The 14,669-nt window shown below is 39.9% G+C and carries 15 protein-coding genes and 1 pseudogene; 4 read left to right on the plus strand and 12 right to left on the minus strand.

The window, feature by feature from the left end; genetic code table 11:
• Positions 1–14: 14 nt before the first annotated feature.
• The 3 genes from HT689_RS01580 to HT689_RS01590 all read right to left on the minus strand — a co-directional run bounded on the left by HT689_RS01580 (position 15) and on the right by HT689_RS01590 (position 2,489).
• The gene (locus tag HT689_RS01580) at positions 15–1,292 is read right to left on the minus strand and encodes a pyrimidine-nucleoside phosphorylase (protein WP_173226602.1); all 1,278 of its coding nucleotides are present in this window, start codon (positions 1,290–1,292) and stop codon (positions 15–17) included.
• Entirely contained in the window at positions 1,289–1,879 is a 591-nt protein-coding gene (locus HT689_RS01585; protein ID WP_311518518.1) for a class I SAM-dependent methyltransferase, read from the minus strand. Before HT689_RS01585 ends, HT689_RS01580 begins: the two co-directional genes overlap by 4 nt.
• 205 nt (positions 1,880–2,084) lie before the next feature.
• A complete protein-coding gene (locus tag HT689_RS01590; protein ID WP_173226604.1) occupies positions 2,085–2,489 on the minus strand; it encodes a hypothetical protein in 405 nt (134 codons plus the stop codon).
• 199 nt (positions 2,490–2,688) lie between these two features.
• Here HT689_RS01590 and coaA point away from each other — a divergent pair, with 199 nt between their 5' ends.
• The 3 genes from coaA to HT689_RS01605 all read left to right on the plus strand — a co-directional run bounded on the left by coaA (position 2,689) and on the right by HT689_RS01605 (position 4,478).
• Positions 2,689–3,609 (plus strand): type I pantothenate kinase, encoded by a 921-nt coding sequence (gene coaA, locus HT689_RS01595; RefSeq protein WP_173226605.1) that lies wholly within the window; start codon positions 2,689–2,691, stop codon positions 3,607–3,609.
• Between the two features lie 67 nt (positions 3,610–3,676).
• A complete protein-coding gene (rpsT, locus tag HT689_RS01600) occupies positions 3,677–3,913 on the plus strand; it encodes a 30S ribosomal protein S20 (RefSeq protein ID WP_001274000.1) in 237 nt (78 codons plus the stop codon).
• A 52-nt stretch (positions 3,914–3,965) separates the two neighbouring features.
• Positions 3,966–4,478 carry a DNA topology modulation protein gene (locus tag HT689_RS01605; protein ID WP_173226607.1) on the plus strand — a complete coding sequence of 171 codons (513 nt, stop codon included), beginning with the start codon at positions 3,966–3,968 and terminating at the stop codon, positions 4,476–4,478.
• Positions 4,479–4,569: 91 nt separating this feature from the next.
• Here HT689_RS01605 and deoD read toward each other — a convergent pair whose 3' ends face one another.
• The 9 genes and pseudogenes from deoD to rpiA form a co-directional block, all read right to left on the minus strand.
• A complete protein-coding gene (gene deoD / locus HT689_RS01610) occupies positions 4,570–5,280 on the minus strand; it encodes a purine-nucleoside phosphorylase (protein ID WP_173226609.1) in 711 nt (236 codons plus the stop codon).
• Positions 5,281–5,837: 557 nt separating this feature from the next.
• A complete protein-coding gene (locus tag HT689_RS01615) occupies positions 5,838–7,121 on the minus strand; it encodes a chloride channel protein (protein ID WP_173226611.1) in 1,284 nt (427 codons plus the stop codon).
• Positions 7,115–7,348: pseudogene (locus HT689_RS01620) on the minus strand (purine-nucleoside phosphorylase); the annotation flags it as partial. The pseudogene HT689_RS01620 and the gene HT689_RS01615, both read right to left, overlap by 7 nt.
• Positions 7,349–7,688: 340 nt before the next feature.
• Positions 7,689–10,436, minus strand: a complete 2,748-nt coding sequence (locus HT689_RS09890) for a thiol-activated cytolysin C-terminal domain-containing protein (RefSeq protein WP_173226615.1) — start codon at positions 10,434–10,436, stop codon at positions 7,689–7,691.
• Between the two features lie 43 nt (positions 10,437–10,479).
• Positions 10,480–10,689 carry a hypothetical protein gene (locus HT689_RS09665; RefSeq protein WP_240148104.1) on the minus strand — a complete coding sequence of 70 codons (210 nt, stop codon included), beginning with the start codon at positions 10,687–10,689 and terminating at the stop codon, positions 10,480–10,482.
• Between the two features lie 201 nt (positions 10,690–10,890).
• Positions 10,891–11,700, minus strand: coding sequence for a purine-nucleoside phosphorylase (locus HT689_RS01635; RefSeq protein WP_173226616.1), 810 nt, complete (start codon positions 11,698–11,700; stop codon positions 10,891–10,893).
• Positions 11,697–12,257 (minus strand): DUF1697 domain-containing protein, encoded by a 561-nt coding sequence (locus HT689_RS01640; protein WP_173226618.1) that lies wholly within the window; start codon positions 12,255–12,257, stop codon positions 11,697–11,699. Before HT689_RS01640 ends, HT689_RS01635 begins: the two co-directional genes overlap by 4 nt.
• 1 nt (position 12,258) lies before the next feature.
• Positions 12,259–13,470 (minus strand): phosphopentomutase, encoded by a 1,212-nt coding sequence (locus HT689_RS01645; protein ID WP_173226620.1) that lies wholly within the window; start codon positions 13,468–13,470, stop codon positions 12,259–12,261.
• A 13-nt stretch (positions 13,471–13,483) separates the two neighbouring features.
• The gene (rpiA, locus tag HT689_RS01650) at positions 13,484–14,167 is read right to left on the minus strand and encodes a ribose-5-phosphate isomerase RpiA (protein WP_173226622.1); all 684 of its coding nucleotides are present in this window, start codon (positions 14,165–14,167) and stop codon (positions 13,484–13,486) included.
• Between the two features lie 231 nt (positions 14,168–14,398).
• Here rpiA and HT689_RS01655 point away from each other — a divergent pair, with 231 nt between their 5' ends.
• Positions 14,399–14,584, plus strand: a complete 186-nt coding sequence (locus tag HT689_RS01655) for a hypothetical protein (RefSeq protein ID WP_001068557.1) — start codon at positions 14,399–14,401, stop codon at positions 14,582–14,584.
• Positions 14,585–14,669: the final 85 nt, after the last annotated feature.

Consider the following 14,669-nt stretch of genomic DNA (forward strand, 5'->3'; position numbering starts at 1 on the left):
GATTCTCCTGCAGTTTATGAGATTATTTCTATGATTTCTCGTAAACTTTGCACACTATCATTTATTCTAACATATTTTTGAAAATCTGTAACTAGCTGAGGAGAAATTTTTCCATTTGTGTATACTTTTGCAACAATTTCTCCCTTTTGAACGGAATCTCCAACTTTCTTTTCAAAAACAATTCCTGTTTCATAGTCCAAGGCATCAAACTTGACTGCACGACCTGCCCCCAGTCTCATAGCATAAAGTCCAAGTTCCATAGCTGGAAGAGCTGAAATGACACCCGTTTCCTGAGCAGGGATGTCCACCACATGGGCTACATTTACAGGACGATAGAGGTCTTCCAAGTCTCCACCTTGGGCTTGGACCATCTCCTCAAACTTAGCCAGTGCTTGACCATTTTCAAGATGTTGGTGAACTTCTTCAACTGTCTTGTTAACATTTGCAAGGCCAAGCATAATTTGAGCCAGTTCGCATATAAAATGGGTAATATCCTGACGTCCTTGACCTTGTAAAATCTCCAGTGCTTCAAGAATTTCTAGACGATTTCCAATCGCTCGTCCCAAGGGCTGACTCATATCGGTAATCACTGCTACCGTTTTTCTACCAACTGCCTTACCTAGTTCCACCATGGTTTGAGCCAGTTCACGCGCCTCATCAACCGTCTTCATGAAGGCACCCTCACCGACAGTTACGTCTAGCAAAATAGCATCCGCTCCTGCCGCGATTTTCTTGCTCATCACCGAACTCGCAATCAAAGGAATCGTGTCGACAGTTGCGGTCACATCACGGAGGGCGTAGAGAAGCTTATCTGCTTTGACAAGCTGGTCTGATTGCCCAATGACAGATACACCAATATCCTGAACCTGACGAATAAAATCTTCTTGACTACGCTCTACTTGATAGCCCTTAACGGACTCCAATTTATCAATTGTTCCGCCAGTATGGCCGAGACCACGACCACTCATTTTTGCCACAGGAACACCAAAGCTTGCAACAAGAGGAGCCAAAATCAAGGTCACCTTATCACCAACACCACCCGTAGAATGCTTGTCAACCTTAACCCCATCAATAGCTGATAAATCAAACTCTTGACCTGTCTGAACCATTTTCATGGTCAAATCAGATATTTCTCGAGTCGTCATTCCTTTGAAATAAACTGCCATAGCAAAGGCAGACATCTGATAATCAGGGACAGTTCCTAACACATAGCCTTCAACTAACCACTCAATTTCACTCGAAGTCAGCTCTTGACCATCTCGTTTCTTTTGGATTAAATCAACTGCTCTCATTCTTTCACACTTCTAAGGATATAGTATCCCTTATCTTTTTTGACGATTTCACAATTGCCAAACACTTCCTCCATCTTTGACTTGGCGCTTGGAGCCCCTTGTTTTTTCTGGATAACAATTGTTAAATCCCCACCAGTTTCCAAGAAATCTTTACTTTTCTCAATGATTTCATGAACTACTTGCTTGCCCGCACGGATAGGAGGATTTGAAATGACATGGTCAAATGTGCCTTCAACTTGTTCATAGATGTTGGACTGGAAAATCGTCGCTTCTACTTTATTTCGTTCAGCATTTTGTCGCGCCAAATCCAAGGCACGATTATTAATATCGACCATGGTAGACTGAACGCCATAAGCCTTAGCTAAAGACAAGCCCAAAGGTCCGTAACCACAGCCTACATCCAGGACAGTTTCTCCTTGGTTGACCTCAAGACACTTGAGCAAGAGTTGACTTCCAAAGTCAACCATTTTCTTGCTAAAAACACCCGCATCTGTCAAAAAGGTCATTTTTTCTCCCAACAAGTCCACTCTCAACTCATGAATGTCGTGAGCAGCGTCAGGATTTTCTGCATAATACATTTTACTCATGAAACTATTTTACCATAATTTGACTTAAATTGTAAATCGTTTACAAATTGATCATAAAACGAAAAAGACTGAAGAAAACTAGTCAAGAAGACCTTTTCTTCAATCTCTTTAAACACTTATAAATAATAAGCCATTTAGAACTAGAAATATCATAATCAGGATAAAACAACAAATTTATCATTTATAATTAGGCTCATTTTTATGACTATTGCTTAACCTTCAGATATTTAATTATCAACAAAATTCCCAACAAGATGTTTAGATAAAAGCCCAACTGATACGTTTTTGTCAGGATTTCCCAACTTGTCCAAAGCCGTACCAAATCTTCTAGCGACATACGGAAGAAATAACCCTCTGTAGCAATCCACAAAATCAAAAATAGATAACTACCAGCAGCAAGCCATTTCGTCCACCGTTTTTTTAGTAGGCAAGCAATCAAGAGCGAACAGATAAAGATAGCTGTTACAATAGCATGTTCCATCAAAAAAGTAAAACCGTAATAGATTTCCACAAAGCGTCTACCATTATCCGCATTCGCCCCTTTTATAAAAGGTAGTGCAAAACTTAAAATAAAACAGAGTTCCAGTATATAACTTTTTAAGATTTTCATAGTACACCTCCTATAAATTGTGAATCCCAAAGCCCCCTTTATTGGCTTATAAGTCAGGAGAAAGTAGCTCCTACCTCATCAATAAATTGGTCAACCCTATCTACTTCTATTATACGATATTGGTTTACTATCATCAAGAAACCGCTTTATTTTTTTAGCTTTTTATGGTATGATAAACAAAATATCTAGGGGAAAACAAATGACCAACGAATTTTTACATTTTGAAAAAATCAGCCGCCAGACTTGGCAATCGTTACATCGAAAGACAACACCTCCTTTGACAGAAGAGGAATTAGAATCCATCAAGAGTTTTAATGACCAGATTAGCTTGCAGGATGTTACCGATGTCTATCTCCCCCTAGCCCATCTCATCCAGATTTACAAGCGTACCAAGGATGATTTGGCCTTTTCAAAAGGGATTTTCCTTCAACGTGAAAGCAAATCCCAGCCTTTTATCATTGGGGTTTCTGGGAGTGTCGCCGTTGGAAAATCCACAACCAGTCGCCTACTTCAAATCCTACTGTCCCGTACACTTACAGATGCTACGGTTGAGTTGGTAACAACCGATGGCTTTCTCTATCCCAACCAGACCTTGATTGAACAAGGGATTTTAAATCGCAAGGGATTTCCTGAAAGCTATGATATGGAAGCTCTTCTCAACTTCCTGGATCACATCAAAAATGGACAAGATGTAGATATTCCTGTCTATTCTCATGAAGTCTACGACATCGTACCTGAGGAAAAGCAGAGCGTCAAAGCTGCTGATTTTGTCATTGTTGAGGGAATAAATGTCTTTCAAAATCCACAAAACGAGCGTCTCTACATTACTGACTTCTTTGACTTTTCCATCTATGTTGATGCTGCAGTCGATGACATTGAGAGTTGGTATCTAGACCGTTTCTTGAAGATGCTGAGCCTAGCCCAAAACGACCCTGATAGCTACTATTATCGTTTTACACAAATGCCGATTGGGGAAGTGGAATCCTTTGCCCATCAGGTCTGGACCAGTATCAATCTCATAAATCTACAAAATTATATTGAACCGACAAGAAATCGAGCGGAAGTGATTCTTCATAAAACAAAGAACCATGAAATCGATGAAATTTACTTAAAAAAATAATTTTCCCTTGTCAAAACGTAAGTTTTCAGATATAATGGTATAGTTAGTAAATATGGAGGTAAGAACATTGGCAAACATTAAATCAGCTATCAAACGCGCTGAATTGAACGTTAAACAAAACGAAAAGAACTCAGCTCAAAAATCAGCTATGCGTACTGCTATCAAAGCTTTCGAAGCAAACCCATCTGAAGAACTTTTCCGTGCTGCTAGCTCAGCTATCGATAAAGCAGAAACTAAAGGTTTGATTCACAAAAACAAAGCAAGCCGTGATAAAGCTCGTCTTTCAGCTAAACTTGCTAAATAAGAAACAGTCCATAGAGGCTGTTTTTTTGTCCTCAAATAGGAAAAGGTAGAAAATGAAAATCGCAATTATCGGATATTCTGGTGCTGGTAAGTCAACTCTAGCCGAAAAGTTGTCTCACTGCTACTCCATCCCAAAACTTCACATGGACACACTCCAATTTCAACCTGATTGGCAAGACAGTGATCGCGAATGGATGTTGACCGAGATGAAAAATTTTCTCACCAAGCATAAAGCTTGGGTTATTGATGGCAATTATTCTTGGTGCTATTACGAAGAAAGAATGCTGGAAGCAGATCAAATCATCTTTCTCAATTTTTCTCGCTGGAATTGTCTGCTACGAGCCTTTAAACGTTATCTTAAATACCGGGGAAAAGTAAGAGAAAGTATGGCAGCTGGTTGTCAAGAACAATTTAATTGGGAGTTTATCAGATGGATTCTCTGGGATGGGCGGACAAATAATGCTAAGGAAAGATACCAAAAATTAAGTGATACCTACCCTGAAAAGATGCATATTCTCCATTCTCAAGCAGAAATTGATTATTTCTTGCAATCTCTTAAAAAATAGACAATAGAGTAACATTCATTAAGGTCAGTATGTAGTGAATGACTAAAAAAGGAAGATTTTCATTCAGAAAATCTTCCTTTTGTGTTCCCTTTTATTCAGCAATTAAGGTTTCTAGGCCAACCTTCATCATATCGGTGAAGGTATTTTGACGTTCTTCCGCAGTCGTGTCTTCATCTGGATTGACCAAACTATCCGAAATAGTCATGATAGCAAGCGCGTCAACATGGTGTTGGGCTGCCAGATAGTAAAGGGCTGCTGCTTCCATTTCCACAGCCTTGACTCCCCATTTACCAAGTTCGATGTTCTTTTCAAAGTAGTTTGAATAAAAGACATCAGAAGACAAAACGTTCCCAACGTGGGTAGTCATACCGAGTTCTTTGGCGATATGGTAGGCCTTGTCCAGCAAATCAAAGCTAGCGATTTGTGGGAAATCGTACTGTGGCCAGTCATTGCGGATGATGTTAGAGTTGGTTGCAGCTGCCTGCGCCAAAACTAATTCACGGACGTGAACATCTTCATTCAAAGAACCTGCAGTTCCCACACGAATCAATTTCTTCACACCGTAGTCCACAATCAACTCACGCGCATAAATCGAAATGGATGGCATCCCCATCCCAGTTCCCATGACAGATACACGGTGGCCCTTGTAAGCACCAGTGTAACCAAACATGTTACGCACTTCGTTAAAACAAACAGCATCTTCAAGGAAATTTTCCGCAATAAACTTAGCACGAAGAGGATCCCCAGGAAGAAGAATTTTATCAGCAATTTCACCCTGCTGAGCAGCAATATGGATAGACATAATTAAGATATAAAGGGCGACGGAGAACAAAGGAAAAATAGGAAACTGACGACACATCGCAGATGCTAGAAAGTTTATCTTTTTTACACAGTTCTCCGCCCGTATTCAGTTCAATGAATACAGTTAACCCATCCTTTCTTTATTCTAAAATTTATAATCAGAAAGATACCAAACCCGTCAAAAAGCAAAGGGAAAATAGGAGTTGGGTGCAGTGAGCGATGCTCGCTAGACCAACTATCTTTTTCCCACTGCTTTTAGGGTGGGTTCAATTCCTTTCTTTCTTAATTTTGATGATATTGAGAAGATTAGTCTGGCTTCAATTCAAACCCGAACTTCTCTTCTCTTCTGAGTTTTTAGAAAAGTTTTCCGCTCGTGTTCTAATCAAAACACACGCTCTACCTTTCTTTTTTTATTTTTATATTTCATAGCTAGGAAAAATCGGATTCAACCATGACTCCGATAAGCCTACTTCATTTTTATTTAAAACAGTTATAAATAAATTGAGAGTTTTTTTAATATTTTAAATCAAATCATTGACTAGAAGAAATGGGCATTTCCTACCTAATTACTTTATTATTTGACTTCTGACACAGTATGTTAGCCCAAGAAAAACGGTCTAATATTTTTGCAAATTCATAGGCTAAAACAGCTGTTACTAAGAGATACAGAAGAGAATCCAAACCTAGCCCAGTGAAACCTATTACTAATCCAGTTGCAGACCAGGGGGCCCTCAAGGTCACAGACAAAAAGCAAACCGATCCCAAAAGTAAAATGCTAGGCTGACTATCCCCACCTAGAATCATTCCAAAGAGAGCAGCTCCAGCCATCCCCAAGGCAAAAGATGGCGTAAGTGTACCACCATAGGCCCCTGCCCACAGAGTAATAAGAACGACCAGTGCTTTTAGGATAAACAAGAGGAATACTGTTTTGCCATTGCTACCATTCAATACTTCCTGAGCCATCATACGTCCATTTCCAAGTAGATGTGGAAAATAACTTGCCAACCCAGCAAGAAAAAGAAAAGCTGTAGGCAATGTGAGAAGTACTCGTTTATCTTTTATCCTGTTTGAAGACACTTCTTTACTCAAGCGACCAAAAAGCCAAGCTAGTGGGGTTAAGAAAAAAAGTAATAAGGGAATAATCCACATTTCCTTTAATGACCATGCGATGGCTGGAATCTGGTAGAGAGCCTGATCTGAAATAACCAAGCCTGCTGTATAGGTTGAGACATAGGTAGTCAAACCGACTAAGACAACTCGTTTAATAGATAGAGCAATTCCTAGAGTTTCAAAAACAAAGAAGACACTTGTTAATGGAACCTGGTAGACAGCTGCTAAACCAGCACCAGCACCACAAGCAAGGAGAAAGATTTGATCCTTCTTAGAGAGAGAACATATTTTTCCAATTGGTCCTGCAAATAGAGTTCCAATCTCTCGTGGTGCAGCTTCTTTACCAATAGGTGCTCCCCCTCCAACTGCAATAATTTGCCAAATTGAATGAAATAGCTGTTTTAAAAAATGAAGTTTGTATTGTGAAGTCTCATCCTTCATCTGCGCTTTAATGGAAAAAATCTGTGATTTTTTTTGCAAGTAATACCAGACCAAGGATGAGCTGACACCCACGATTATTAAACTTAATCCTATCCGCGACGAGGAAACTCCATCTGTCAAGAATACAGTTTGATGCTCTGATTGACCAAAAGCTATCCCCTCTATCATCTTTAAAAGATAATGTAGAAAAATACCAGATAAAGCTGAAACTATTCCTTGCAAAATGACTGCTAGGAATAATTTAAGATTATAAGGGATTTTCTGAAAAATACTCCTCAATTCTTTTAACATAGTAATAATTCAGCAAAAACGGCTTTAAGTAAGCCTTTAAAATCACCTTTAACACACTCAGTCACTTCTATAACCTCTTCGTAGTTAATCTCTTCTTTGAAACCAGTAGTATAGTTAGTAATACATAAAATTCCTAGAAGTTTCAAAGCTGAGTAGGCTACAACAATAACTTCAGGAGCAGTTGACATTCCGACCACATCTGTTCCAAGCATCTTATAGGTACGAATTGCTACTCGTGTTCAAATTAGAACACGTGCTCTACCTTTCTGTTTATACTCTTCGAAAATCTCTTCAAACCACGTCAACGTCGCCTTGCCGTATATATGTTACTGACTTCGTCAGTTCTATCCACAACCTCAAAACAGTGTTTTGAGCTGACTTCGTCAGTTATATCTACAACCTCAAAGCAGTGCTTTGAGCAGCCTGCGACTAGTTTCCTAGTTTGCTCTTTGATTTTCATTGAGTATTAATTTTGTTCTTTCACAGAGAGCTACCTGAGTTCTATTCAAGCTCAGGTAGTTCTTATCTTATAAACTAAATCATCCCATTATTAAATAGTAGGATTTTTTACAAGACATCGTCATCAGAAATCTTAGAATTTAATGTTGTTCCCCAATGGGTAATTTTACGGTGGGGTTGAGCTAAAATTGGTCTGTTTTCATAGATTGTTTGCCATCTATTCCATAGTAGACCTGTCTTTTTCTCAATCTTAATTCGCAGATTTCTCATATTTTCTTTGATTGGGAGGTTGAGGACAAAACCTGCAGTCTGGTTGCGACCGTTTCCTTCCCAAGAACGACTACGAACAACTTGGTGTCCATCTTTATCTACTGTAACTTCTTCCCAAGTTATAGAGTAGCGGGCAATATAAGCTCCACTATGTTGAATTGTCAATGTTTTGTCTTTCACAGGCGTCTGACTGATTGGTTGAACTGGCTTAGAAACTTGTGTCGCCGTCTCACCATTCGTAGCGATAAAGCGGAAAACTTCTACTTCTGCAAGACTGAGGGCTTGATTGTTCTTACGTAGTTGCACACGAACACGGCGTCCCAATTTCCCATTTAATTGAACATCCAAGCTCGTTCCGTCAAGTTTAGAAACATACTGTCTAGCAACTTCTTTCCCTTTTTCATCATACAAAATCACATCAAAGTCTGACAGACGTTTAGAAAGTTCTCCATCCCCACGGTTATGAAGGCGAACAAGTCCTACCTGTTCTGTACGACCTAAATCAACTTCCCACCAAGGCTGGTTTTCAAATTTTGTATGGGTAATTGATTGCTGGCTATAACTACTATTGGTATTGCCATCCAAGGCACGACTAGCATCTCCTCCAAAATCAGTAGAACTTTGCTTAGCTTGTTTTTTCCAAGCGATATTCTCAGCACGATACACTTGGACTTCTGCAAGACTGAGAGCATTATAGCCTTCTAGCTCAATTCGAACATAGCGCGCTTTTTTATGGTTAATCGCAATTTGTGCTGACACATCTTTAAGAGATGTTATGCGTTTTCTCTCAATTTCTTTACCAAAACTATCTAAAAGAATGACATCAAAGTTTGCCAATCTATCCTGGGCAGTGTCTGTGCGGTTGTAAATATTGATTTGGCGAATGGTTTCTTCTTTAGCCAAATCTACTTGCCACCAAGGTTTAGATTGGAAATTGGTATGAGTGACAGAATTGTGACCATAGTTACCATCAACTTTGCCATCCACAGCTCTTCTAGCATCTCCTCCGAAAGCTGTCGAACTTTGAGTAACCTGTTTTCCTAAGGCAATATTTTCCATTGGTTCAGCGCTTGGTTGACTAGAAGATTGAGGCAGAGTCTGTTTCTTAAAGAATCGCACTTTATCCAATTTCGGATCACGATAACCATGTTTATCCAAGGTAGCTCGTTTACCAATATTAAAGTTAGGAATATCATTCATTCGACTTTCAAAATAGCCACGAGAACGGTGTTTAAAGCGTGAATTACCTGTAAATGTAACAATATCACGATCATTATGAATCAAGGGAGTCACAACATTATCATTATCAACCACATAATGCTTAATTTTTCCACTAACAGCTAATTTACGGCTTTCCAAACCAACATCCCAGAAACCATTCTTAGCATTCCAAACAGTTCTGGAAGTAATCACTTTAGGAGCACTGAAAGTCGTCACTTTCCGTAATACATGGTTATAAAAATCAGGATATTTTTGGTAAGCTTCAACCGCTGCAATCTGAGCTAGGTAGCCTCCAAGAGAATGACCTGTCATATACAACTTGGTAATACTTGTATCCTTGGCTAATTCCCCAACAATCTTACGGATATCATCCGCTTGAGCTGGTTTATTTCCGCCTAATAAAACCAAATCTGCACTTAAGTCCTTGGCGTCATTAACTCGCGTTCCACGAATAGCCAACATGTGCACCGTTCCATCTTTGAGATAAGGAAGGTCGCTCTTGGTCTCAAATAAGAAAGCATCCAAGCCACTATCTGTATGGTAGGCTTTTTTCATCTTCCAGAAAGGAGCCAATTCATTGTGCATGAGTTTGTATTCTTGACGGTCAAGATAGAGACTAGGGAAAGGATTCTTATGATCTAAAATTTTCTCAATATAATCATCGTCTCGATAGGCTAACTCCATAAAGAGAAGAGAATCACGGTCTGTGACATACCATTCTTTCTTATTGTCATCTTCTCCATCTGCCAAACCATCCCCATCACTGTCTGCTAGCAAGGGATGACTGTTATATCCTAGATAATCCTTACCATCTTTGTTGTAAACATAAAGTTCATCTTTGTTTTTGAGGCCATCTTGGTCATCATCCCCTTCCAAATCAAGAACTTTTTCACCATAGAGAGATTCATCAATCAAATCATTTTCTAAATGCAATTCCCCTTTGGAAATCTTCACCAAATCTTCTGCGGTTAGAGAACGAGTATTTGTTGGTTTTTCTGTCACAACTTCTTCTTTAGTTTCTTCTACAGGAGCATGAACAGGTGAGTCTTGAACCGGCTCGGTTATCTCTACTTTTGACTCTTCCCTTTTGTTTTCAAGAACTTCACTTGCTTCCGGAAGCGGTTGAGGAGCTAGTCTTGGCTCCTCTCTAAGAGGAGTTTCTCGTTTTGGAGCAACATTTTCCGGCTCTCTCAATTCCTCCTTAGAATCTGGCACTCTTGTTGCCACTTCAGATGTTACATCTTGTTTTACTTCATTGGCTGAAATTCCAGCTGGAGCTAGAAATGCGAAGCCGACTGCAACAGATACAACTCCGATACTTAATTTTTTTATGCCAAAGCGCATAATTCGTTGACCAATTTTCATTATTTCTTATCTTTCTTTTCGTTTATTTATAAGCAGACTCAAACTAAATCTCCTTGTCCCCTATATAAGACAAGGTTGAGAAATTCAGAAAGTAATACTCTTCGAAAATCTCTTCAAACCACGTCAGCGTCGCCTTACCGTAGATATGGTCACTGACTTCGTCAGTCTTATCTACAACCTCAAAACTGTGTTTTGAGCAACCTGCGGCTAACTTCCTAGTTTGCTCTTTGATTTTCATTGAGTATAAATTCATTCTTATCTTTCCTTATCATCCTAGTCTGCTTGGTAGGAAGCTAATGCTAGTATCCTAGAATCTTGTCTTTCACAATGCTAACTGTCAGACTCTTTCAGGTACAAGAGTAGGAAGAAACCCATAGTCTACCTATGTTTCTTCTTTGTTCCGAATAGTCAACCATGAAAGGAAAGAGGCATTCCCCCTTTTAAATCTTTTTTCTTACAATTCTGCAAGAATAGCTTTAAGCAAGCCTTTGAAATCACCTTTGACACGTTCGGTTACTTCTACAACTTCTTCGTGATTGAGTTCTTCTTGGAAACCAGCCGCAAAGTTAGTAATACATGAAATTCCTAGAACTTTCAAACCTGAGTGGGCTGCCACGATCACTTCAGGAACCGTAGACATACCAACCGCATCTGCTCCCAGTGTCTTATAAGCACGGATTTCTGCTGGTGTTTCATAAGTTGGACCGGTTACACCGATATAGACACCTTCATCAAGCTTGATACCAAGTTTTTTAGCCACTTCATGGGCAGTAGCACGGTATTCTAGAGTGTAGGCCTTAGACATATCTGGGAAACGAGGACCAAAGTCATCCAAATTTTCACCCATCAATGGGTTTTGCCCCGTCATATTGATATGGTCTGAGATAGCCATCAAGGTACCAGGGCCATATCCAATACCACCAGCTGCATTGGTTACAATGACACCTTCACATCCAAGAACTTTCATGACACGTACTGGGAAAGTCACCACTTCCAGAGGATTCCCTTCGTAGAAATGGAAGCGACCTTGAAGAGCCAAGACCTTGCGACCTGCCAGCTCACCATATACCAATTTCCCAGCGTGACCAACTACTGTTGAACGGCCCCAGTTTGGAATCTCAGCATAGTCTACTACAACTGGATTTTCGATTTCTTCTGCCAATTCTCCAAGACCTGACCCAAGGATTAGACCGAACTCAAGTGCTTGAATTCCCTTGTCTTTCAGGAAGGCAGCTGTTTCATTGATTTTATCTAAAAATGTCATTGTGTGTCTCCTTTATTAGTTTTTAGCATTTGACCGATTTTGTCAAAGGTTTTGGCATTGCGAATAGTAATATTGCGATAGAAAGGCACCTTCAGCAAGTACTTGTGATAGGCAGTTTTAGAGTAGGTTTCTTCAGAGAATTTTCCCCAGAAAATACCAAGTCTTCCAAAATGAAGCACCTCATCTTTCAGCTCTAAACTTTCAACTGTCGCGATGACTTGCTCCACGTCCAAGCCCTCAGTGTAAAAGAGGACGTCTTTTCGTGCCAAATCTTCATTCCACCAAGCTGGTAGATTCTCCACTTCTGCTTCATAGTCTTCTTGACTCATTAGGGAAAATCTCTGAATAAATGGATAATGGACTGCAAAGAAAGTCTCTAATTTTTCAATCAATTGGGATTTTGAGTCTGCCGAAGTAAAGAAAATATTGCCACTGTTGATGTAGCTTTCAACCTTTTCCAGTTCCAATTCTGTCAGTTCTTGACGAAGCTCCGCCATGACGACCTTATTCTTGCCACCAACATTAATACCCCTCACCAGCAAAGCATAGTGCGTCATTTTATACCAATTTATCTAAGAAACTTTCCCCAATCATGGCTGTTTCAACACCAAAGTTATCGGCAACAGTCGCTGAAATATCTGCAAAATGTCCTACTGGAATGACACCATGTCCTTTAAAAGCAGGACTGTAAGCCAAAAGTGGGATATATTCCCGAGTGTGGTCTGTTCCTGCATAGGTTGGGTCATTTCCATGGTCAGCAGTAATCAAGAGAAGGTCGTTCTCTCGCATGGCTGCGATAATTTCAGGCAAGCGTTCATCAAACTCATGCAAGCAATCACGATAGCCATGAGCATTACGACGGTGGCCGTAAAGGGCATCAAAGTCAACCAAGTTTGTGAATGAGAATCCTTTTTCAAACTCAGCAAGGCCCATGGTCTTCAATAATGTATCAATTCCGTGGCTGTTTGACTTGTTGTGGCCCATGTCATGATTGATACCAGCTCCGTTAAAGATATCGTTGATTTTACCAACAGCATAAGTATCGATACCAGCCTCATTCAATTTATCCAAAACAGTTGGGGCAAATGGAGAAACGGCCAAGTCACGACGGTTAGCTGTACGAGTGAAGTTACCTGGCTCACCCACATAAGGACGGGCAATGATACGACCTAGAAGAGCAGGACGCTCAAGGGTAATCGAACGAGCGTATTCACAGATACGGTACAATTCATCAAGAGGAATGATGTCTTCGTGGGCAGCAATTTGCAAGACTGGGTCAGCTGAAGTATAGATAATCAACTCTCCAGTTTCCATCTGACGTGGTCCAAAATCATCGATAACAGCTGTTCCTGAGTAAGGTTTGTTTGCTTCACGAATGACCTTGCGTCCTGAAAATTCTTCGATTTTTGTCAAGATTTCTTCTGGGAACCCGTTCCAGAAAGTATCGAAAGGCTCCGTAATGTTGAGTCCCATGATTTCCCAGTGTCCAGTCATAGTATCCTTACCAAGAGATACTTCCTCTAATTTTGTTGCATATCCTGTTGGACTGCTTTCTGCCGGTACAGTCTTAAGAGGAGTTTCACGAGGAATATTTCCAAGACCGATTTTAGCCATGTTTGGCACATTCAAACCAACTGATTTGGAAATGTGTCCCAGTGTGTCAGAAGCTCCATCTGGAACCCCTGCATTGACAAAGTTATTAGCATCTGGTGCAGCACCGATTCCTACAGAATCCAGTACCACCAAATGAATACGATTAAATTTAGACATCTTATGCCCCCTTCTATTTTTCTTTTCTTGAGGTTAAAGTCTGAACCCCATCTCGTCCAGCAACGATGACCTTGTCCACCATTTGGTTGAATAAACCGTGCTCTACGACACCAACGACATGGTCCAATTCTTGTCCGAAAGCAATTGGATCTTCAATGACATCCAAGGCAAGATCGATGATAAAATTCTGCATATCGGTCACAAAACGTTGGCCATCTTTTTCACGGAAACTTGGTTTGTAGCCAGCTCGTTCAAAATGACGAAAGACCTGCTCTGCACCATACTGAACCACTTCTACTGGCAATTTAAAAGCACCTAGTTTCTCGACCAGCTTGCTTTCATCAACTACCCAAATGTATTCTTTTGAGGGCGTTGCTACAACTTTCTCCATCAGAAGGGCACCACCACCGCCTTTGATTCCGTTAAACTGACTATCCACTTCATCTGCACCATCAACCGTCACATCGACAAAGTCTACTTGGTCAATAGACTTGAGTGGGATATTAAGGCCTTCTGCCTGTTTAGTGGTCACACTAGAAGTTGTTACAGCTGTAATCTGCAGTCCTTCTTCCTTGATACGACGACCGATTTCTTCGACAAAATAATAGGCAGTCGAGCCTGTTCCAAGTCCAACGACCATTCCATCCTTGACAAACTCAGCAGCCTTGATACCTGCCATTTTCTTCAGATTTTCCACTCAAACACCTCCATTAAAGAGCTATTTCTATTATAACATGTATCCGTTTTTATTTCATGGATACACTAGAAAAAACCGAACATTTTTATTTTTATGTCTACCTTGTTTTGGTAGTTAGAATCTTAGTTATGAGAACTTGTAGATAAAAACAGGTCCTAGCCAAAAGTAGCAACAGTTGATTTTTTACCATAAAGATGATTAAATAGGTAAGTATAGAAAAGGAGAAATAGGATGAACCCATTAGATTTGTTTAACCAAGTAAAAGAATTAATCGAAACAAAAGATTTCGAAGCTGCAAAGACATTTGTTGCAGAAAACCAAGACCAACTTGGAGAATACTTCTCTCAAGCTCAGCAGTTGATTTCTGGTTCTGAAGGTCTTGATGGCCTCGTTGGAAAGATTAAAGGATTTTTCTAAAAATATAAGAGGCTGGCAAAACTCAATTTCAGTAGAAAATGAAATTAATTTTCCCACAATAAAGCGCATAGTGTCAAATTTTTTG

The organism is Streptococcus sp. 2342 (assembly GCF_013276795.1).
Classification (GTDB): Bacteria; Bacillota; Bacilli; order Lactobacillales; family Streptococcaceae; genus Streptococcus.

Coding starts and splice junctions, on each gene's coding strand:
- HT689_RS01615 (WP_173226611.1), bottom strand. CDS start 7,121: ATGTTAAAAGAATTGAGGAGTATTTTTCAGAAAATCCCTTATAATCTT.
- HT689_RS01585 (WP_311518518.1), bottom strand. CDS start 1,879: ATGAGTAAAATGTATTATGCAGAAAATCCTGACGCTGCTCACGACATT.
- coaA (WP_173226605.1), top strand. CDS start 2,689: ATGACCAACGAATTTTTACATTTTGAAAAAATCAGCCGCCAGACTTGG.
- HT689_RS01655 (WP_001068557.1), top strand. CDS start 14,399: ATGAACCCATTAGATTTGTTTAACCAAGTAAAAGAATTAATCGAAACA.
- HT689_RS01590 (WP_173226604.1), bottom strand. CDS start 2,489: ATGAAAATCTTAAAAAGTTATATACTGGAACTCTGTTTTATTTTAAGT.
- deoD (WP_173226609.1), bottom strand. CDS start 5,280: ATGTCTATCCATATTGCTGCTCAGCAGGGTGAAATTGCTGATAAAATT.
- HT689_RS01605 (WP_173226607.1), top strand. CDS start 3,966: ATGAAAATCGCAATTATCGGATATTCTGGTGCTGGTAAGTCAACTCTA.
- HT689_RS09890 (WP_173226615.1), bottom strand. CDS start 10,436: ATGAAAATTGGTCAACGAATTATGCGCTTTGGCATAAAAAAATTAAGT.
- HT689_RS01580 (WP_173226602.1), bottom strand. CDS start 1,292: ATGAGAGCAGTTGATTTAATCCAAAAGAAACGAGATGGTCAAGAGCTG.
- HT689_RS01635 (WP_173226616.1), bottom strand. CDS start 11,700: ATGACATTTTTAGATAAAATCAATGAAACAGCTGCCTTCCTGAAAGAC.
- HT689_RS01640 (WP_173226618.1), bottom strand. CDS start 12,257: ATGACGCACTATGCTTTGCTGGTGAGGGGTATTAATGTTGGTGGCAAG.
- HT689_RS01645 (WP_173226620.1), bottom strand. CDS start 13,470: ATGTCTAAATTTAATCGTATTCATTTGGTGGTACTGGATTCTGTAGGA.
- HT689_RS09665 (WP_240148104.1), bottom strand. CDS start 10,689: ATGAATTTATACTCAATGAAAATCAAAGAGCAAACTAGGAAGTTAGCC.